Here is a 17,392-nt window from a genome sequence, read left to right as displayed (position 1 = left end):
TGTGAAGGGTTCACCATTGGTTTTTTCTGGAAACCAATCGATGGCCGTGCGCGATCACCCGGATTATCCCTTTAACCAATAAGGTGCGACGAACAGACTTCGAGTGAGCACTCATCTCGCTACGGAAGTGGAGCCTGTCGGCATGACCCTTGACGTCCGTACGGTCCTGAGCCGTCGTTACCGAGGTCGACGACACCGTTCGTGACGTCTTCGTGAGAAACGGGGCAATCGGATGATCATCATCGAGCGGGCCGTACGTGCTGATGCGTTGGTGCTCGCCAAACTGATTGACGAGATCGAGGTGCATCATGGTGGCGCTCCCTCAGATGATGAGTGCGCTGACCAGATCATCCGGCTGCTGTTCGGCCCGCATTCGGTCGCCCATGTCCTGCTGGCGTGAAGGGAGGGTCTTGGGGCCTCCTACCGTTCCTGTGGCCTGCGGCCGGAGCGGAGAAGTCCTTGTATCTGAAGGAGCTGTTCGTGCGGGGCGATGCCCGCAAGCAGGGGGTGGGTGTGCGTTGACGGATGCGCCTGGTCAGGCAGCCACTGAAGTGGGTGTTCACGTGTGGAGTGGACGGCCGCCCACGACAACCCCGCTGTCCTGGCGTTCTACGCGGCACGGGGCGCCCAATCACATGACGGGAAGGTCTTCTGCCGTGTGGAACAGCCAGGAAGCATTGATCAAGCCGGGAAGGCGATGGTTCATTTCTCTGCTTCCTCGTATCACTCAGTTGTCCGGTTCCGTCTGAACGAGAGGAGTTTTCGATGAGTGCCACGGCTGAAAACGGTCGTGTTTTTCGGGAGGCCTGGATCGCCGGTGTTCTGAAGTACTTTCCCGGTGAGCCCAAGCCCGGTTACGTCACCCCGTGGGACCAGACCCCCGAATGGGAGCGGGAGGCCGCCGCCGCGGTCTACGGGCAGGTGGCCGAGTTCATCAGGGTCAGCGGCGGGAACACCGGCAAGCTCACCCGTGAGCAGAAGGGGCGCTTCGTGGCCCTCTGCTGGATCGCCCAGATCCACAAGCACATCCCCGACCCCAAGCCGTCCTACGTCGCCGACTGGGACGACCTCCCCGAATGGCAGCGCCAGACCGACGCCGACATCTTCGAACGCATCGAACTGGAGTCCTGACAGCCGGGCACAATGGACCCAGGCGACGCGCAGGTCGCGCAGCCGAACGTCTGTGGATGGAGGCGGCCGTCCGCCTCTGGTAAAAGGGCCTCTAGGAACTGTTTGGGGTTTGGATCATGTGGTTGAGGTGAGGAGCTTCAGCCACATGATCGAACCTCGGAGGTGGAGCCCGGCCTCGTAGCTTTCCGGGGCCTTGGCCCAGCCGTTGAACGGGGAACACAGCGTGGACCACGACCCGTGGCGTTCCGGCACATCACGCCAGCCCGAACCGGTACGGAAGCGCCACAGGATCCCGTTGAACTGATCCTGCACCCGCCGCGGCAACGGCCCGGTGGCCGCCAGCGGCAGATACGGCTCGATCAACGCCCACTCGGCATCCGTCACATCAAAACGCGCCACGTCCGAGTTCTACCAGCCACAGCCAGCCCGCTCTCCGGCCTGACCTAGATCCGAGCCTCAAACAGCTCCCAGTTTTCGGAGAACATCCGAGTCGACATCGACCACTCCCACACCGCCACCGGTCAGGACCGGACGAATCGGAGCGGAAGTGATCAACAAACGGAACAGGCTCACGTCAGTGCAGGTCAGGCAAATCCGGTGGAAATTTCCCCGGGACTACAGCGAGGCCAAGAACGCCACGGCCCGCCTTGCCGGGCCGCAGGTGCACCGGGCATGGGCATCGGCCGGGCACCCCCGCGTGGATAGGCCGGTCGCCACCGCCAGGCGCGTGCCGGCCTGTCGCCTTTGTGCAGGCTGGCTGGGCTCAACTGGGGCGATGGACGCAAAAGCCGGTCGTTTGAGGTGGCCATGGGCCGAAGCCGGCTCCGGGAGCAGGGGGTTTATCCTCTTGCCCCAGATCTGGGCTGTCATGGCTTAGTGCGTGACCGCGGCCGGAAAGAACATCCGCAGAGACGGGGCTTTCGGGGGAGCGGCTCGGGAGTTGAGGCGCTCGAGGTGCGGAGGTGAGCGATGCTGCCCTACCTCCAGTCGCTGGTCGCCGGTGTGATCGTGGGGGGCGTGTACGGACTGATCAAAGTCCCTTCGCCGGCTCCGCCGACGGTGGCTTTGGTGGGTCTGGCGGGGATGCTGATCGGCTACGGCCTGCCCGGGGTGTTCGGATGACCCGCACAGTCGTGGCCTACGTCATCTCGCTCGGCGCCGGGATCCTCACGGGGCTTCTGTATTGGCTCATGGGGGTATCGACCCCAGCTCCGCCCTGGCAGGCGCTCTGCGGATTGCTCGGAATTCTCTTCGGCGAGGCCTGCATCAGGCGATTGCGCGAACGGCTCCAGCGCCGCAGCCGGGGCACGCCGGCTCCATCGGAGCAAACCACAGGAAAGGACTAAACGGCATGATGCCCGTCACCTACTACCCGATTCCCACCCAGGCCCTGTTCCGGTCCAACGCTGAGCGGATCAAGGGCAAACCTTACGCCAAGTACTTCAACGGGAACCTGTGGCTGCACGACGAGGTGCTGCCGCAGCTGAAGAAGCCGATGGACGAGGCCGACATCCTGTCCAAGTCCGATCTCAACACGCTTCTGGACCCCGGGTACCACCGGGTCGAGACGGGCTTTGGTGCCACCAAGGACAACGACGCGTACGTGACCAGCCTGGTCCGCTTCCCCGGCTGCAGGATCGAGATGTTCACCTGGTGGTTCTGGTGGCATTCGGTCGAACCCGAGCGGTACTCCTTGTGGTATCCCTTCAACCACGATCATGCCAACCCCCGCAACCGGGATGTGCTCACCCAACCCGGACTCACCGACGCCGAACGCTACATCGGTAACACCCACGACATCGTCGAGTACGTCGGCCCGACCCGCGCCGAACTGGTCCTAGAGTTCCACGACGCCGACGACTTCGGGATCGACGGCAGCCGCATCAATGGGCCCGACTACTCCCAGGCCTGCGGCATCATCAACGACAAGAGCTGGATGATCCATCTCCCCCGCGCCGCCGAGGACGGGTTCGAACTGCGCAGCCGCTACTACTTCGACAAATCAATAGCCACCGCGAGCTCGCCAGGCAACAGCGCACACGACGCGGCCCTGTCCTTCGCCTACGAGATGATCATCCACGACCAGACCGAATTCACCCACCTGTCGACCTTCCTCGCCGACGTCTACCACGAATTCGGCCCGAACTCTGCCTGATACGGCACCCGCCACTCCCAGGCTGAGTAGGGATGACGCGCCCGGCCGAGGCCCTCTGGTGAGGGCCATCCGCTCCCGAAGCCGACCCCAGCCAAAGTAACCGTGCGAATGATCACGATTGCAGTCCGTGGTCGTCACGGCTGAGTGAATGAGGCTGGTTGGTCGGAGCTTCTGCTTGACCGTGTTCGTGTCGGAGATGGTCAGCGGAGGGCGGGTTCGGATGCGTCGGGAGTGGTTCGCGGCGTCGCGCGTTCTCTATCGTGTCCCCGGCGACGCCTGGTCTCGCTGATCAAGTCCTGTCCAGGTGGGTGTGCACGCCGGGACGGGATCAGCGGCGGAACCCCACGCTTCGGCGGCCCGCCGAGGGCGTCGTACGGGCGCGTAGCCTGCGGAGCATGCGGGCGTCGGCGAAGCCCACGGCGCGGGCGGCGGTCTCGACGGTGGCGCCGCGACCGAGGAGGTGTTCGGCGCGTTCCAGGCGCAGGGCGGTCTGGTAGGCCAGGGGGGTGAGTCCGGTCGCCCTGCTGAACAGCCGGGTCACGGTCCGTTCGCTGCATCCGGCGGCCTCGGCCAGCAGGCTCAGCGGCAGCCGTTCGGTGAACCGGACCTCGATCAGGTCCTGGACGCGGTGGACCGTCTCGTCCACGTGCGAGCGACGGCGCAACAGCGGGCTGACCTGCTCCGCCGTACCGTCGCGGTGGGTGTGGACGAGCATGGCGCGGGCCACCTGCCCCGCGACGTACGGCCCGTGCCGGGTGGTCACCAGGTGCAGTGCCATGTCGGTTCCGCTGGCCACGCCCGCCGAGGTGACGATCCGGTCGTCCTCGACGTACAGCGCGTCCCTGACGACCGTCGCCCGGGGGTGGAGGCGGGCGAGTTCGTCCTGGACGGCGTGGTGGGTCGTGCAGCGGCGGCCGTCGAGCAGCCCGGCGCGGCCCAGCGCGTCGGCGCCCGCGCACACGCTGGCGACCGTACCGCCGGACGCGTGGTGTTCGCGCAGGTGGCGCAGGGTTTTCTGACTCGCGGGGCGGGTCGGGCCGCGCCAGCCCGGCACGATGACCAGATCGTCGGGCGTCAGGGCCGGCCAGCCGGTCTCCGCCCGCAGGGGCAGCCCCTGGACGGTGGCGACCTCGTCGTCCTCGGCGACGTAGGTGAGCGTGTACGGGTGGCCGAGGTCGTCGGCGGTGGAGAAGACCTGGGCGGGCCCGGCCACGTCGAGGAGGTGCACCCGCGGGATGAGCAGGAAGACGACCCTCGGCATGACCGGCACCTCCTAGTTTCCGGTGAGCTGGTCCACGGTTCTGATGGTGGCGAAACGGCCCGACAGAGCGTATTCGGTGCGGGCGATGATCTCGTCGACGCCGAGTGTGCGCGGGTGCCGTACGAGTTCGGCGAAGGACAGGTCGTCCGGGGCGGTGCGGTGCGGGATCGGCGTGGTCGCGGTGGCGTCGATGGCGAAGTCGACCTCGAAGCCCAGGTCGGAGGCTATGCGGGTGGTGGTCTCGCAGCACTGCTCGGTACGGATTCCGCAGATGGTCAGCTTCCTGATGCCGCGCTGGGTGAGGTACTGCTGGAGGTTGGTGGTGGTGAAGGCGTTGTGCGCGGTCTTGGTGAGGACCGGCTCCCCGGGAAGGGGCTCGACGCCGTCCATCAGACGGACGAATCCTCGGGCCGGGTCGAAGACGGAGCCCGATCCCGGGCGTGAGCCGAGGACCCACACGACCGTGTCCCCGGCGGCCCTGGCGGCCGTGGCGAGGCGGTTGACCTGGGGGACGATGTCGGGTCGTGAGGTGTACCCCCAGTCGGGGAGCTGGAGGAAGGAGTTCTGGACGTCGATGACGATGAGAGCGCCGGTCATGCCCCCAGCCTGGCGACGCGGGGGTCCGGGCTGAAGGCATCACCTGGTCGGCCTGCGGACCGATCCGGTCAGGGGCCTCACCCGCACGCCGTACCCAAGGCAGCCCGTGCCCGTGTCGCTAAAAATAGCCACAAGAGGCCAGAAGGTAGCCCCAAAGGGGTGAATGGGGCATCATTGGGGCGCGAACTGAGATCATCTCAGTTCGGCACGTATGCCAACGCGGGAGCTCGGGGCAACCGGGCTGAGAGGGCAGCTACCGCCGCTGCCGACCGCTGAACCTGACCGGGTAATGCCGGCGTAGGGAGAAGTTGTCCTATGGTGCCACCTGCCCAGAATGTCCAGAAGGCTGCCCAGAATGTCCAGAACGCAAGGAAGATCTACCTCACCGGTTCGCGGCCGGACATCCGCGTGCCGATGCGCGAGGTGCCGCTGACCGACGGGTCGTCCGTCGTCCTGTACGACACCTCGGGTCCGTACACCGATCCGGAGTACGACGCCGACCCGGCCAAGGGCCTGCCGCCGCTCAGGTCGGCCTGGCGGCGGACCGGGGAGACGCTCGCCTGCGGCGGGACGGAGTCCTGCGGCGGAACGCTGCCCAAGCCGGTACGGCACACGCAGCTGGCCCGCGCCAGACGCGGGGAGATCACACCGGAGATGGAGTTCGTCGCGCTGCGCGAGGGCGTGGCCGCGGAGTTCGTCCGCGACGAGATCGCCAGAGGCCGGGCCGTACTGCCGGTGAACGTCAATCACCCGGAGAGCGAGCCGATGATCATCGGCCGGAACTTCCTGGTGAAGGTCAACGCCAACATCGGCAACTCGGCCGTCTCCTCCTCGATCGAGGAGGAGGTGGAGAAGATGCGCTGGGCCACCCGCTGGGGGGCCGACACGATCATGGACCTGTCCACCGGGAAACGGATCCACGAGACCCGCGAGTGGATCCTGCGCAACTCCCCGGTGCCGGTCGGCACGGTGCCGATCTACCAGGCGCTGGAGAAGGTCGGCGGCAAACCGGAGGCCCTGTCGTGGGAGGTCTTCCGCGAGACGGTGATCGAGCAGTGCGAGCAGGGCGTCGACTACATGACCGTGCACGCGGGGGTACGGCTGGCCTACGTGCCGCTGACCGCCAACCGCAAGACGGGCATCGTCTCCCGGGGCGGCTCGATCCTGGCGGCCTGGTGCCTGGCCCACCACGCGGAGAACTTCATCTACACCAACTTCGCGGAGCTGTGCGAGATCCTCGCCGCCTACGACGTGACCTTCTCCCTCGGCGACGGGCTGCGGCCCGGCTCGATCTACGACGCCAACGACGAGGCGCAGTTCGCCGAGCTGCGCACCCTGGGGGAGCTGACCCACGTCGCCTGGGAACACGACTGCCAGGTCATGATCGAGGGGCCGGGTCACGTGCCCATGCACAAGATCAAGGAGAACGTCGACCTGCAGATGGAGCTGTGCTCGGAGGCCCCCTTCTACACGCTGGGGCCGCTGACCACGGACATCGCGCCGGGCTACGACCACATCACCTCGGCCATCGGCGCGGCGATGATCGGCTGGTACGGCACGGCGATGCTGTGCTACGTCACCCCGAAGGAGCACCTGGGCCTGCCGGACCGTGACGACGTCAAGGCCGGGGTGATCGCCTACAAGATCGCGGCCCACGCCGCGGACCTGGCCAAGGGCCACCCCGGGGCGCAGGCCTGGGACGACGCGCTGTCACAGGCCCGTTTCGAGTTCCGGTGGGAGGACCAGTTCAACCTCTCCCTCGACCCGGAGACCGCCCGCTCCTTCCACGACGAGACCATGCCCGCCGCCCCGGCGAAGACCGCGCACTTCTGCTCCATGTGCGGTCCGCACTTCTGCTCCATGCGGATCACCCAGGACGTGCGGGCCTACGCCGAACGCAACGGCCTGACCGACACCGAGGCCATCGAGGCGGGGATGCGGGCCAAGGCCGAGGAGTTCCGCAAGGAGGGCGGCAAGGTCTACCTCCCCATGCCCTCACCCCCGGGCGAGGAGTAGACCCGTCCGTTCGTGGGATGTGGCGCGGCCGGGGGCCGACGAGCATGGACAGAGGCGGTTGTCGTTTCCGACGAGAGGGGCTGGCAGATGGCTCAGGAACGACCCGAGGTGCCGCGCGAGGAGTGGCGCCCGTTCTTGGACGGCCTGACGAGACAGTACGAGGGCTCGGACGTGACCATCGAGGTGCTGGACGCCTCGGCCGGTGACCTCTACCAGGCGGAGAAGCTCCCCCTGGCCTACATCGAGTACGACGACAAGGACGACATCTTCTCCGTGGGCGTCGGAGGACGCGATCCGCGTTACCCGGTCGTGCTCCGCCACGGCATCGAACACCCGAGGCGGATCCTGGCCGACACCGTCTCGCCGGAAACGCCACGGGTCTTCGACGTCGTGGACGGGGAGGGCACCCAGACGATCATCACCATCCACCGGCACGCCGCGTGACCTGGTCCGGCCCCGCCGTCGTCGCGGGGCCGGACCGGAGCCGGTACGGCGGCGCCCTTCCCCGGCTCGCGCCGCCGTACCCTCGAAGGCTCGTCCCGTCGCACCCCCGGGCCGGAGGTCAGGCGTGGCCGCCGGGGGAGATCAGGCCGGTCTCGTAGGCCAGCACGACGGCCTGGACCCGGTCACGCAGTCCCAGCTTGGACAGGATGCGCGCGACGTGCGTCTTGACCGTCGTCGTGCTGAGGGTGAGCCGCTCGGCGAGTTCGGCGTTGCTCAGCCCGGTGGCGAGCAGGCGCAGCACCTCAAGCTCCCGTGGCGTCAGCTCGGACAGGTCACGGTGCGGGGTGTCGGTCCCCGCCTCCTCCCGGCGGGCGAAACGCTCGACCAGGCGGCGGGTGATGGACGGCGCGAGCAGGGCGTCCCCGGTGCGCACCAGCCGTACGGCCGCGACCAGGTGCTCCGGGGTGACGTCCTTGAGCAGGAAGCCGCTGGCCCCCGCGGCGAGGGCCGCGTAGACGTAGTGGTCGAGGTCGTAGGTGGTCAGAATGATCACCCGGGTCTCCTGGGACTCCTCGGCCATGAGCCGCCGGGTGGCCTCAAGGCCGTCCATCTGCGGCATCCGGATGTCCATGAGCACCACGTCGGGGCTGGTCCGCCGTACGGCCTCGATCGCCTCGGCCCCGTCGGCGGCCTCGCCGACGACCTCGGCGCCGTCGGCGGTGAGGATCATCCGGAAACCGGTGCGGACCAGCGCCTGGTCGTCGGCGATGACGACACGCGGCGGCCGGTCGACGGCCCACTCGGGGGGGCGGTTCACGAGGTCGTCCTGGGCAGGCGGGCGACGAGACGGTAGCCACGGCCCCGAGGGCCCGCCTCCAGGCTTCCGCCGTACAGGGCCAGCCGTTCACGCAGGCCGATCAGCCCCCGGCCGTCGCCGGTCCTGGAGAGGGCCGGACGTGCGGCTCCGGTGTCGGTGACCTCGATCCTCAGCCAGTCGCCGTCGTGGCCGATCACGACGGACGCCGCCGCGCCGGAGGCGTGCTTGATCGTGTTGGTCAGGGCCTCCTGGACGACGCGGTAGGCGGCCAGGTCGATCCCGGGGGGCAGCGGCCCGGGAGGCGACGACAGCGTGACGTCCACCGGCGTCCCCGCGGCGCGGACCCGTTCGACCAGGGTGTCCAGCCGGTCGAGGCCCGGCTGCGGTTCGAGACCCTCACCGGGGTCGGCGTAGCGTCCCCCGGCGGGCCCCGCGAGCAGGCCCATGACGTGCCGCAGCTCGGCCAGGGCGGTCCTGCCGCTCGCCTCGATCGCGAGCATGGCCTCCCGGGACATTCCGGGATCGGCCGCCATCACCTTGCGCGCGGCACCGGCCTGGATCACCATCACGCTCACATTGTGGGTCACGACGTCGTGGAGTTCTCCGGCGATGCGGGCGCGTTCGGCCTCGACGGCCCTGCGGGTGGTCTCCTCCTGGGCCTGGCGCAGCTCCTCGATCCTGCGTCTGCTCGCCCTGAGCCGCTGCCGCCAGACATGGACGAGGCTCGCGACGATCCCGGCCCCCAGCAGCAGGACCGAGGGGCCGAACCAGCCGGGCAACCGTGGGGCGACGCCCTCGAAGGCGGCCCCGGCCAGTACGGCGGCCAGCAGCAGACCGGCCACCGCGGCCACCCGGTTACGGCTGTGCGCGACGGCGCTGTAGGCCGCGACGGCGCAGGCCAGCACGGTGATCCAGGTCGCCCCCGCGTAGGTGACCAGCGCGGCGGTCAGCACCGTCCAGAAGACGGCCAGCGGAAAGCGGCGCCGCAACGCCAGCGGCAGCGCCGTCAGCACCACCAGGACCACCGGAGGCTCGTAGTCCCAGGACCAGGCGTCCTCGTCGTAGATCTCGCTGGTGGGTGGCATGACGGTCAGGGTGCCGCTGCCCAGTCCGTCGGGACGCAGCCGCAGAACCCCGACCAGGGGCTGCGGGCCGCCGTGGTCGTCACGGTTCCCACCGGGGAGGTTCACCGCCGCGATCACCGCGAGGGCGGTCAGCGCGACCGCCAGCAGCACGTCGACGACGATCGACCGACGTGACGGTGTGACGGGCTCTCCCGCCGGTCGCAGTACCTCAAGCGCGTACCGTTTCCATGATCGTCGTCCTTCTGCCACCACCCGCCCATTGTGACCTCCACCACCCGGCCCCCACATCCGCCGGGAAGACCAGGCTTACCTTCCCGGGAAGTACACCGCGCGGACGACGGGGGAAATCGGTCGTTTTCCGGGACGTCTGAATCCCGTGCCGTACTCAGCCGGTTTTCTTGCTGGCCAGAGAAGTTGGTGGGTCATAATGTGTTTCACGCAGGTTCCCCGCGCGAGATGGCAGGTGGCCTGTCTGATGTGGGAGGTCCGCAGTGCTGATCCGCTTCCGGTTGGCCAACCACCGGTCCATTCACGAAGAGCACGAGCTGTCCCTGATCGCGACCGAGTTCGACGAGGGGACGGCACGCGGCACCGGGCTCAGACACCGAGGCCGGGATGTCTCCGTGCAACCCGTTGTGGGAATCTTCGGTGCCAACGCGTCGGGAAAGTCGAACCTGCTCAGCGGATTCCGGTTCATGCGCGACGCGGTACGAGGCTCTTTCGCCGACTGGGCCAAAACACCGGGGGTGGTGCCCCGCCAGCCCTTCAAACTCGGCCGGACGTCTCGTCGGGAGACGACCCTGTTCGAGGTGGATCTCGTCCTGGGACACGACCCCGTCCGCTACACCTACGGCTTCGAGCTTTCGGACGAGCGGGTGGAGGCGGAGTGGCTGCACGCCTATCCCCACGGCCGACGTAACGTCTGGTTCGACCGGGAGGCGGACCGGCCCGAGTCCGAGGGCGGGGAGTTCGTCTTCAAGGGGGAGGGCTTCAGAGGAGAACGAGAGGCCTTCATCAAGCTGACCCGGCCGAACGCCCTGTTCCTGTCCGTCGGCGCGACGCTCAACGATCCCCAGTTGTCACAGGTGCACAGATGGTTCTTCGACACGTGGCCGGTGACACCGGAAAGAGATCTTGGCGACCGGGTGGCCTGGACCAGGCGGCTTCTGGCGCGTTCGGACCGGGCGCGGAGCCGCCACCAGCGGATCACACGACTGCTGCAGGCGGCTGACCTGGGAGTCAGCCGTTTCGATCTCGACCAGAGAACCGGAGAGATCAGGCTGTGGCACCGTACGGCCGACGGCGGGGAGACACCGCTGGACTTCGACACGGAGGAGTCCTTGGGCACCCACGCGTGGTTCGCCTTCCTGGGCCCCATGCTCACCGTGTTGGAGGAGGGATCGGTCTTGCTGGTGGACGAACTGGATTCGAGCCTGCATCCCACGCTGGCGGCCGAGGTCGTGCGGGTGTTCCAGGATCCCGTGTCCAACCCGCGTGGAGCACAGCTGATCTTCACCACGCACGACGCGACCCTTCTGGGAAGCGCGGTGCTCGACCGCCCGCTCAGTCGTGACCAGGTCTGGATCACGGTCAAACAGAGCTCAGGGGAAACGGAGCTCTACCCGTTGACGGACGCCAAACCACGCAAGGAGGAGAGCCTGGAGCGCGGCTACCTGCGGGGCCGTTACGGCGGCGTGCCACGAGTTACGGCGGGACGGATCGCCCGCGAACTCTCCTGGGAGGAAACGGAGGCCACGGCGTGAACGGGCGAACCGACCGTGAGCAGGGACGTGCAGGGCGAAGAAGGCGCGGTGGGCTGGAAGAACGTCCGCTGACGCGCAGGCCGGGCCCGTTCTCGCGTGAGGTGCGGATACTGTACGTGGCCTGCGAGGGCGAGGCCACGGAACCCGACTATCTGGACTACCTCAACGAACGGTTTGGGGATGGGGACGGCCGGGGAAGACGGCCTTTCCGGATCCAACCGGTCTCCCGCAGGAGCGGCAGGACGCCTTCGGGAATCGTCGAGGCCGCGCGCCAGGCCGCCGGTGAGGACGAGGCATGGGCACTTTTCGATCGCGACCAGTGGAAGGACATCCCGCAGGCGGCCGAGGCCGCGGCCAGGGGCAGGGTCGAGATGGCGCTTTCGCACCCCTCGTTCGACCTTTGGCTGTTACTGCACTTCCAGGCTTTCGGAGGAGCTCAGAGCGGCAGCAGCAAACTCGTGGTCGAGAAGCTACGCCAGGCCAGAGGCGCGGACGCCTTCAAGGAGTACGACAAGAAGGGCGACAAGAGCGTCAGAGGCGCTCGGCGCGAGGCTCTGAGAGATCGGGAGAGCAGGGCGGTGGCGCATGCCAGGAGTCTTGTGTCCTCCTGCGCTCATGGGGCCTGTGAGCCGGGCCGTGCGGAGACCGTCCCGGCCGGTGGGGTGGCCGGGAAAACGGTGTCCTCCCAGGAGTGGGCGGCCCGCTCCGGACACGCGGTGGGATGCCAGATGCTCCGGCGCGATCCGTCCACCGACGTGTGGCGCCTCCTGGTCTCCCTGGGGATCGGCTCGTAGTCGGCCCACATCCGCCGGAAGACCAGGCTTACCTTCCCGGGAAGTACACCGCGCGGACGACGGGGGAAATCGGTCGTTTTCTGGGCGTATCCAATATCGGTGTGATGGCCGACGCGCGGGGGAACCGGTGGCGCCTACCTTTCCGTCATCCGGCCGTCCTGACAGGGCGGCCGTCCCGACGGGGAAGGACGGACATCACATGGACAACGAACCCAGGCGGTACGGCACCTTAGGGCGGGCACCGGGGACGGGAGGGCGGGCCGTACGGGGTGGCCTGGCCGTCGCCGCCGGCCTGCTGGCCCTTCTCGTCCCGCTGACCCCGGCCTCCGCCTCCGGCGGCGCTCCGGCGCCCGCCACCCTCGGCGACGGCGCTCCTCCGGCGGCCGCCGCACCGGGTTCCGGCACCGGGTCGAGCGCCGCCCCGGCGCCCTCAGGTTCCGGCGCCCCGGCGTCCGAGAACTCCAAGGCTTCCGGCCCCGGCACGACTCCGGAGCCCGCCGTGACCGGAACCGGGGACGTTCCGGTCACGGCGGCGCGGCTGCCCGCGCCGACCGGGCCGCATCCGGTCGGCACCGTCTCCCTCTACCTGAGGGACACCTCCCGGCCCGACCCGTGGGTTCCGTCCGTGAAGGTCAGGGAGCTGATGGTCTCCCTGTGGTATCCGGCGGCGCCGAGGCACGGACGGCGGGCGCCGTACATGACGCCGCAGGAGTCGGAGGCGCTGCTCAAGGGGGAGGGGCTCACCGACCTGCCGCCCGGTGTCCTCGCCGAGACGCGGACCAGCGCCGTCCTCGGGGCCCGGCCGGTGGGGCGTAGGCACGGGTCACCGCTGGTGGTGCTCTCCCCGGGCTTCATCAGGTCGCGCAAGACCCTCACCGGCCTGGCCGAGGAGCTGGCGAGCCGGGGATACGTGGTGGCCGGGATCGACCACACCTACGAGAGCCGGGGCACGAGCTTCCCCGACGGGCGGCTCGCCACCTGTGTCGCGTGCGAGGTCGACCACGAGAAGGGCTTCGGGGAGAAGGCCGTGGCCGTACGGGCGGCCGACGTCTCCTTCGTGCTCGACGAGCTGACCGGTCCCCGTCCGAAGTGGGCGGGTGCCTCCCTGATCGACCCCGGCAGGATCGCGATGGCGGGTCACTCACTGGGCGGCGCGAGCTCCCTGGCGGCGATGCTGAAGGACGGCCGGGTGAAGGCCGGGATCGACATGGACGGCACCACCTACGCCCCGATCCCGCCGGAGGGGATCGCGCGGCCGTTCATGTTCCTGGCCTCGCCGGAACACACCCCGGGAGGCGGGAGCCCGGCGTGGGACCGTGACTGGGGGCTCATGACCGGCTGGAAGCGCTGGCTCACCGTGGCCGGGGCCCAGCACTCCTCCTTCACCGACCTCATCTCGCTGGCCGACCAGCTCGGCGTCCCGCACGAGGGCGAGCTGTCGGGTGACCGCTCCATGAAGATCACCCGGGACTACGTCCTCGCCTTCCTCGACCGGCACCTGCGTGGCAGGTCACGACCCCTGCTGGACGGGCCCTCCGCCCGCTACCCCGAGGTCGGGCACTGCTCCCCGCCCCGGAGCACCTGCTCCTAGGGTCCGGAGCTTCCCAGGGCCCGGAGTTCCCCAGGGTCCGGAGTTTTCCAGGGTCCGGAGCCGACGTTTCGGCCTCCCGGACGGGCCTGCCGGTCCCGGGCCCTTCTAGGGTCTGGGGCCGAGCAGGTCCCAGCGGTTGCCCGCGATGTCGAGGAAGACGGCGAACCGGCCGTACGGCTCAGCGCGCGGTGCGGTGACGAACTCGACACCGGCGGCCGTCATCCGCCGGTAGGCGGCGTCGAAGTCGTCGACCCGCAGGAAGAAGCCCACCCGTCCCGCCACCTGGTTCCCGACGGCCGTCGCCTGGTGGTCTCCGTCCGCGCGGGCGAGGAGGATGCCCGTCTCCGCGCCCGGCGGGCGGACGACGACCCACCGCTTCCTGCGGCCGTCGTTCGTCAGGGACGGCGAGTCCTCGGCCAGCTCGAACCCGAGCACCCCGACGAAGAACTCGATGGCCGGGTCGTAGTCGTCCACCACGATCGTGAACAGATCGATTCGCACGCCCCCGATCGTAGGGGCGTCGGCAGGGCCTGGCCGGAGTTCACCTCTCTGGGGACGCCGCCGGTTACACTTATTGCAGATAACCTGCAGGAGGTGCTCATGGCTCGCGCCGGAGTTCTCGCCAATGCCGTCCGTGTCGAAGCCGACAACGATGATCGTGAGCTGCTGGCCCGGCTCGGGGACGTCGCCGAGCATGTGCAGCTGGTGTTGCGCGGCCCGGACAGCCGCGACGTCGTGCTGCCCGAGTCGCTTCTCGCCCTCGTGTTGGCCGCGGCGCACGATCTCGCCAAGGGCAACGCCGTTCTCGCGCTTCCGATGGAGGCCAGGCTGACCCCGAGTGAGGCCGCCCGGGTGCTCGGGTTGTCGCGCCCCTTCGTCGCACGTCTGCTCGACGAGGGGGAGATCCCCTCCCAGCACCTGCCCGGCAGTCGTCATCGTCTGATCCGCCTCACGGATGTCCTGGAGTTCCAGGCCCGGCGTGAACGGCGGGCGGAGGGGCGACGCAGGATCATGGAACTCGCCGAAGAGGCGGACCTGCCCGACTGACCTCCCTGGAGACTGGCCGATGGCCCGTGTCCTCGTCGACACCAACGTGCTGTTCCCGTTCTCGCTGATGGACCTGATGCTCGCCCTGACCGAGGACGCGGTGCACACCCTGGTTTGGAGCGATCACCTGCCGGCGGAGTGGGAGCGGGTCATCGTGCGCGAGCGGCAGCGCTCGGCCCCTGCGGCGACGCGTATCAGCGCGGCGATCAAGAATTCTTCGCCGATGGCCGGATTCCGGAGGACGACTACAAACACCTGCTCGATCGGATGGAAGGTCCCGACCCGGATGACTGCCACCATATGGCCGCTGCTGTCGCAGGCCGTGTTCGTGTCCTGGTGACCTGGAATCTCGCGGACTTTCCGGAGGCTTTCCTCGCCCGGTACGGAGTGGCCGTCGCCGATCCCGACACTTATCTGTGTTCGTTGCTGAACCGGAGTCCTCGTGAGGTGACAGAGGTTCTGCGGCGAATGGCCGAGGGAAAGCGGCGTCCGCCCATGACCGTGCTGGACATCGTCGATGCCCTGGAGCGGGCGGGAGTGAAGCTTTTCGCGCGGAGTGTTCGCGATCGGCTGCTCGTCTGACCCGGCTCCCCGGCGAACGCGCTCAGCACGATCTGACCACGGCCCTCGGGGATGTCGGCGGGAGCCGTACCCCGAAGTGGAGATTCGCGGGGAAATCCTTCAGTATCCCCGGTGTGATCTGGAACGTTGAGGAGTTCGTGGGCGCCGCGGGTGTGACCGTCGAGCGGTTGGCGGCCTACGTGGACGGCAGTCAGCGGGGGTTGTCCCCGGTCGTCGGGCGGCGTCCGCGGGGGGAACTGGCCGAGCGGCTCGGGCTGGCGCGGTGGATACGCGAGGGCGGGATGACGCCGGAGACGTACGCCGAGTTCCTGGCGGTCTACCTCGACGAGGGGACCAGGTTCCACCATCCCGGCCACCTGGGGCACCAGATCGCCGCGCCCGACTTCCCCGCCGCGCTCGCCGACCTCGTGCACGGCGCCGCCAACAACCCGATGGCGGTCTACGAGATGGGCGCGGCGGCGGCGACCGTCGAGTTCGAGGTCGTGCGCTGGATGCTGGACAAGGCCGGGTACGGCCCGGCGGGCGGGGGCGTGCTCACCCACGGGGGGTCGCTGGCCAACCTCACCGCCCTGCTGGCCGCGCGGGCGGCGGCCGTGCCCGAGGCGTGGGAGGACGGGGTTCCCGGTGATCTGGCGCTGCTGGCGCCCGAGTCGGCGCACTACTCGCTCACCAGGGCCGCGGCGATCCTCGGACTGGGCGAGCGGGCCGTCGTGCCGCTGGACACCGACCCCCTCGGCCGGATCGACGTGGCGCGGCTGCCGGAGGCCCTCGGCCGGGTACGGCGGGCGGGGCGGCGGCCGATGGCGCTGGTCGCGGCGGCCTGCGCGACCGGGACCGGTCTGTACGACGACCTGCGGCCGATCGGGGAGTTCTGCGCCGCCAACGGCCTGTGGTTCCACGTGGACGGCGCCCACGGGGCCTCGGCGCTGCTGTCCGAGGGGTACCGGCACCTGCTCGACGGGGTGGAACTGGCCGACTCGCTCACCTGGGACGCGCACAAGATGCTGCGTACCTCAAGTCTCGCGGCGGCCGTGCTGGTCAAGAGGGGAGGCGCCCTGGACGCGGCCTTCAGGCAGCGGGCGAGCTACCTGTTCTACGGTGACCAGGGCTTCGACTCGATCGGCAGGACTGTCGAGTGCAGCAAGGCCGAGCTCGGTCTGAAGATCTTCCTCAACCTGGCCTGGCGGGGGGAGCGGGGCCTGGGCGAGTACGTCGCGGGGCGGTACGCCACCGCGCGCCGCCTGTGGGAACTGGCCCGGGAACGGCCCGGGTTCGCGCTGCCGTACGAGCCGGAGAGCAACATCGTCTGTTTCCGGTACGGCACCGGCGACCAGGCGGCGATCCGGGAGTCGCTGACGGCCGACGGCGCCTTCCATCTGACCTCCGCCGAGATCGGCGGGGTCCGTCACCTGCGGGCCAGTGTGATGGCCCCGGCCACCGACGACAAGACGTTGCACGCGCTGCTCGACCGGATCGCCGAGCCGGGGTGAGACGGGGACGGACCACCGCGCCGCCGTGCCGGTGAGATGACGGCGGCGCGGGGAGTCCGTCAGATGGTGACGCAGATGTTGTCCGTGATGGGCTGGTTGTTCTCGTTGTAGAACTTCGCGCACCACAGGTGGTCCGGCCAGGCGATCACCCAGGGGTAGGAGTTGTACGGCTCGCCCCAGCCCCAGCTCTTGGTGGGGCTGTTGTCCGACCAGCCGTAGGGGCCGAAGAGGTTGAAGTGCCCGTACTTGGAGCCGGCGGCGCTCCAGGCCTGCACGTGGTTGACCTGGCAGTTACTGCCGTAGACCACGTAGTAGACCCTGATGGTGATGCCGTCGCCGGTCTCGGCCTTGCTGCCGGGGCAGCTGACCAGCGCCTTGCTGGACTGGGCGGCCTGGGCCGTTGAGGGGACGGACAGGAGCGTGAGGCCGGCGAGAACGGCCAGCACGGTGAGGAAGAGCTTGCGCATGGAGCCTCTTTCCTTGGCCGATTACGGTTTGATGTTCATCAAACTACTTTTCTCCGGTGTTCTTCCACGAGTGGATAAAGCGCCAAAAATCACGGTTTTCCTGCCAAATGCGCCGGGAGGAAACAGGGGATCTGCCCTGATCGTCTGATATA

22 protein-coding genes and 1 riboswitch are annotated in these 17,392 nt (G+C 68.7%); of the genes, 15 read left to right on the top strand and 7 right to left on the bottom strand.

Going from position 1 to position 17,392, the window contains the following annotated elements; translation table 11 throughout:
• Positions 1-232: 232 nt before the first annotated feature.
• Positions 233-400: a hypothetical protein gene (locus ABZ470_RS32360; protein ID WP_362916208.1), complete on the top strand. Its 168-nt coding sequence runs from the start codon at positions 233-235 to the stop codon at positions 398-400.
• A 365-nt stretch (positions 401-765) separates the two neighbouring features.
• Positions 766-1,131 (top strand): hypothetical protein, encoded by a 366-nt coding sequence (locus ABZ470_RS32355; RefSeq protein WP_362916206.1) that lies wholly within the window; start codon positions 766-768, stop codon positions 1,129-1,131.
• A 114-nt stretch (positions 1,132-1,245) separates the two neighbouring features.
• Here ABZ470_RS32355 and ABZ470_RS32350 read toward each other — a convergent pair whose 3' ends face one another.
• A complete protein-coding gene (locus ABZ470_RS32350; protein ID WP_362916204.1) occupies positions 1,246-1,530 on the bottom strand; it encodes a transposase in 285 nt (94 codons plus the stop codon).
• 570 nt (positions 1,531-2,100) lie between these two features.
• Between ABZ470_RS32350 and ABZ470_RS32345 the strand changes: the two genes are divergently transcribed.
• From ABZ470_RS32345 to ABZ470_RS32335, 3 genes are read left to right on the top strand one after another with little or no spacing between them, the layout of a single operon-like run.
• Positions 2,101-2,253, top strand: coding sequence for a DUF1427 family protein (locus ABZ470_RS32345; RefSeq protein ID WP_362916202.1), 153 nt, complete (start codon positions 2,101-2,103; stop codon positions 2,251-2,253).
• Positions 2,250-2,477 carry a DUF1427 family protein gene (locus ABZ470_RS32340; protein ID WP_362916200.1) on the top strand — a complete coding sequence of 76 codons (228 nt, stop codon included), beginning with the start codon at positions 2,250-2,252 and terminating at the stop codon, positions 2,475-2,477. The genes ABZ470_RS32345 and ABZ470_RS32340 overlap by 4 nt, the downstream gene beginning before the upstream one ends.
• Positions 2,478-2,482: 5 nt before the next feature.
• Positions 2,483-3,286: a hypothetical protein gene (locus ABZ470_RS32335; RefSeq protein WP_362916198.1), complete on the top strand. Its 804-nt coding sequence runs from the start codon at positions 2,483-2,485 to the stop codon at positions 3,284-3,286.
• Positions 3,287-3,614: 328 nt separating this feature from the next.
• Here ABZ470_RS32335 and ABZ470_RS32330 read toward each other — a convergent pair whose 3' ends face one another.
• Both ABZ470_RS32330 and ABZ470_RS32325 read right to left on the bottom strand, forming a co-directional pair.
• Positions 3,615-4,547: a DJ-1/PfpI family protein gene (locus ABZ470_RS32330; RefSeq protein WP_362916196.1), complete on the bottom strand. Its 933-nt coding sequence runs from the start codon at positions 4,545-4,547 to the stop codon at positions 3,615-3,617.
• A 12-nt stretch (positions 4,548-4,559) separates the two neighbouring features.
• On the bottom strand, positions 4,560-5,144 hold the full coding sequence (locus tag ABZ470_RS32325; RefSeq protein ID WP_362916194.1) for an isochorismatase family protein: 585 nt from the start codon (positions 5,142-5,144) through the stop codon (positions 4,560-4,562).
• Positions 5,145-5,353: 209 nt separating this feature from the next.
• Positions 5,354-5,465: riboswitch (TPP riboswitch) on the top strand.
• Between ABZ470_RS32325 and thiC the strand changes: the two genes are divergently transcribed.
• Positions 5,460-7,160, top strand: a complete 1,701-nt coding sequence (gene thiC, locus ABZ470_RS32320) for a phosphomethylpyrimidine synthase ThiC (protein WP_362916192.1) — start codon at positions 5,460-5,462, stop codon at positions 7,158-7,160. (Overlaps the previous riboswitch by 6 nt.)
• An 87-nt stretch (positions 7,161-7,247) precedes the next feature.
• Entirely contained in the window at positions 7,248-7,604 is a 357-nt protein-coding gene (locus ABZ470_RS32315) for a DUF5335 family protein (protein ID WP_352010128.1), read from the top strand.
• A gap of 118 nt (positions 7,605-7,722) precedes the next feature.
• Here ABZ470_RS32315 and ABZ470_RS32310 read toward each other — a convergent pair whose 3' ends face one another.
• Positions 7,723-8,421, bottom strand: a complete 699-nt coding sequence (locus ABZ470_RS32310; protein WP_352010127.1) for a response regulator transcription factor — start codon at positions 8,419-8,421, stop codon at positions 7,723-7,725.
• Positions 8,418-9,656, bottom strand: coding sequence for a histidine kinase (locus ABZ470_RS32305; protein ID WP_362916190.1), 1,239 nt, complete (start codon positions 9,654-9,656; stop codon positions 8,418-8,420). Before ABZ470_RS32305 ends, ABZ470_RS32310 begins: the two co-directional genes overlap by 4 nt.
• A gap of 341 nt (positions 9,657-9,997) precedes the next feature.
• Between ABZ470_RS32305 and ABZ470_RS32300 the strand changes: the two genes are divergently transcribed.
• The 3 genes from ABZ470_RS32300 (at position 9,998) to ABZ470_RS32290 (ending at position 13,654) form a co-directional block, all read left to right on the top strand.
• The gene (locus ABZ470_RS32300; protein WP_362916188.1) at positions 9,998-11,269 is read left to right on the top strand and encodes an ATP-binding protein; all 1,272 of its coding nucleotides are present in this window, start codon (positions 9,998-10,000) and stop codon (positions 11,267-11,269) included.
• Between the two features lie 101 nt (positions 11,270-11,370).
• Positions 11,371-12,063, top strand: a complete 693-nt coding sequence (locus ABZ470_RS32295; protein ID WP_362916186.1) for an RloB family protein — start codon at positions 11,371-11,373, stop codon at positions 12,061-12,063.
• A 199-nt stretch (positions 12,064-12,262) separates the two neighbouring features.
• A complete protein-coding gene (locus tag ABZ470_RS32290) occupies positions 12,263-13,654 on the top strand; it encodes an alpha/beta hydrolase (RefSeq protein ID WP_362916184.1) in 1,392 nt (463 codons plus the stop codon).
• A 105-nt stretch (positions 13,655-13,759) separates the two neighbouring features.
• On the opposite strand, the gene ABZ470_RS32285 is transcribed toward ABZ470_RS32290, so the two are convergent.
• Positions 13,760-14,155, bottom strand: a complete 396-nt coding sequence (locus ABZ470_RS32285; RefSeq protein WP_352010124.1) for a VOC family protein — start codon at positions 14,153-14,155, stop codon at positions 13,760-13,762.
• A gap of 99 nt (positions 14,156-14,254) precedes the next feature.
• On the opposite strand from ABZ470_RS32285, the gene ABZ470_RS32280 reads away from it, so the two are divergent.
• The 4 genes from ABZ470_RS32280 (at position 14,255) to ABZ470_RS32265 (ending at position 16,773) form a co-directional block, all read left to right on the top strand.
• Positions 14,255-14,701: an excisionase family DNA-binding protein gene (locus tag ABZ470_RS32280; RefSeq protein WP_362916182.1), complete on the top strand. Its 447-nt coding sequence runs from the start codon at positions 14,255-14,257 to the stop codon at positions 14,699-14,701.
• Positions 14,702-14,720: 19 nt separating this feature from the next.
• Complete coding sequence (locus tag ABZ470_RS32275; protein WP_362916180.1) at positions 14,721-15,041, top strand: hypothetical protein; 321 nt, start codon at positions 14,721-14,723, stop codon at positions 15,039-15,041.
• On the top strand, positions 15,038-15,283 hold the full coding sequence (locus ABZ470_RS32270; protein WP_362916178.1) for a hypothetical protein: 246 nt from the start codon (positions 15,038-15,040) through the stop codon (positions 15,281-15,283). The genes ABZ470_RS32275 and ABZ470_RS32270 overlap by 4 nt, the downstream gene beginning before the upstream one ends.
• Before the next feature lie 113 nt (positions 15,284-15,396).
• Positions 15,397-16,773, top strand: a complete 1,377-nt coding sequence (locus ABZ470_RS32265; RefSeq protein WP_352010121.1) for a pyridoxal-dependent decarboxylase — start codon at positions 15,397-15,399, stop codon at positions 16,771-16,773.
• Between the two features lie 59 nt (positions 16,774-16,832).
• Here the strand turns inward: ABZ470_RS32265 and ABZ470_RS32260 are convergent, their stop codons facing one another.
• The gene (locus tag ABZ470_RS32260) at positions 16,833-17,240 is read right to left on the bottom strand and encodes a hypothetical protein (RefSeq protein WP_352010120.1); all 408 of its coding nucleotides are present in this window, start codon (positions 17,238-17,240) and stop codon (positions 16,833-16,835) included.
• On the opposite strand from ABZ470_RS32260, the gene ABZ470_RS32255 reads away from it, so the two are divergent.
• Positions 17,239-17,388: a hypothetical protein gene (locus ABZ470_RS32255; protein ID WP_362916176.1), complete on the top strand. Its 150-nt coding sequence runs from the start codon at positions 17,239-17,241 to the stop codon at positions 17,386-17,388. The two genes, ABZ470_RS32260 and ABZ470_RS32255, sit on opposite strands and share 2 nt — an antisense overlap.
• Positions 17,389-17,392 lie beyond the last annotated feature (4 nt).

Source organism: Streptosporangium sp. NPDC020072, from assembly GCF_040631445.1.
Lineage (GTDB): Bacteria > Actinomycetota > Actinomycetes > Streptosporangiales > Streptosporangiaceae > Streptosporangium.
The sequence above is the reverse complement of the archived record's forward strand: the minus strand, read 5'-3'. Positions and strand labels throughout refer to the sequence as shown.

Excerpts from the sequence above, each read along its gene's own strand:
- ABZ470_RS32360 (WP_362916208.1), top strand. The coding sequence starts at position 233 with ATGATCATCATCGAGCGGGCCGTACGTGCTGATGCGTTGGTGCTCGCC.
- ABZ470_RS32355 (WP_362916206.1), top strand. The coding sequence starts at position 766 with ATGAGTGCCACGGCTGAAAACGGTCGTGTTTTTCGGGAGGCCTGGATC.
- ABZ470_RS32345 (WP_362916202.1), top strand. The coding sequence starts at position 2,101 with ATGCTGCCCTACCTCCAGTCGCTGGTCGCCGGTGTGATCGTGGGGGGC.
- ABZ470_RS32340 (WP_362916200.1), top strand. The coding sequence starts at position 2,250 with ATGACCCGCACAGTCGTGGCCTACGTCATCTCGCTCGGCGCCGGGATC.
- ABZ470_RS32335 (WP_362916198.1), top strand. The coding sequence starts at position 2,483 with ATGATGCCCGTCACCTACTACCCGATTCCCACCCAGGCCCTGTTCCGG.
- ABZ470_RS32330 (WP_362916196.1), bottom strand. The coding sequence starts at position 4,547 with ATGCCGAGGGTCGTCTTCCTGCTCATCCCGCGGGTGCACCTCCTCGAC.
- ABZ470_RS32325 (WP_362916194.1), bottom strand. The coding sequence starts at position 5,144 with ATGACCGGCGCTCTCATCGTCATCGACGTCCAGAACTCCTTCCTCCAG.
- thiC (WP_362916192.1), top strand. The coding sequence starts at position 5,460 with ATGGTGCCACCTGCCCAGAATGTCCAGAAGGCTGCCCAGAATGTCCAG.
- ABZ470_RS32315 (WP_352010128.1), top strand. The coding sequence starts at position 7,248 with ATGGCTCAGGAACGACCCGAGGTGCCGCGCGAGGAGTGGCGCCCGTTC.
- ABZ470_RS32290 (WP_362916184.1), top strand. The coding sequence starts at position 12,263 with ATGGACAACGAACCCAGGCGGTACGGCACCTTAGGGCGGGCACCGGGG.
- ABZ470_RS32280 (WP_362916182.1), top strand. The coding sequence starts at position 14,255 with ATGGCTCGCGCCGGAGTTCTCGCCAATGCCGTCCGTGTCGAAGCCGAC.
- ABZ470_RS32275 (WP_362916180.1), top strand. The coding sequence starts at position 14,721 with ATGGCCCGTGTCCTCGTCGACACCAACGTGCTGTTCCCGTTCTCGCTG.
- ABZ470_RS32255 (WP_362916176.1), top strand. The coding sequence starts at position 17,239 with ATGGAGCCTCTTTCCTTGGCCGATTACGGTTTGATGTTCATCAAACTA.
- ABZ470_RS32260 (WP_352010120.1), bottom strand. The coding sequence starts at position 17,240 with ATGCGCAAGCTCTTCCTCACCGTGCTGGCCGTTCTCGCCGGCCTCACG.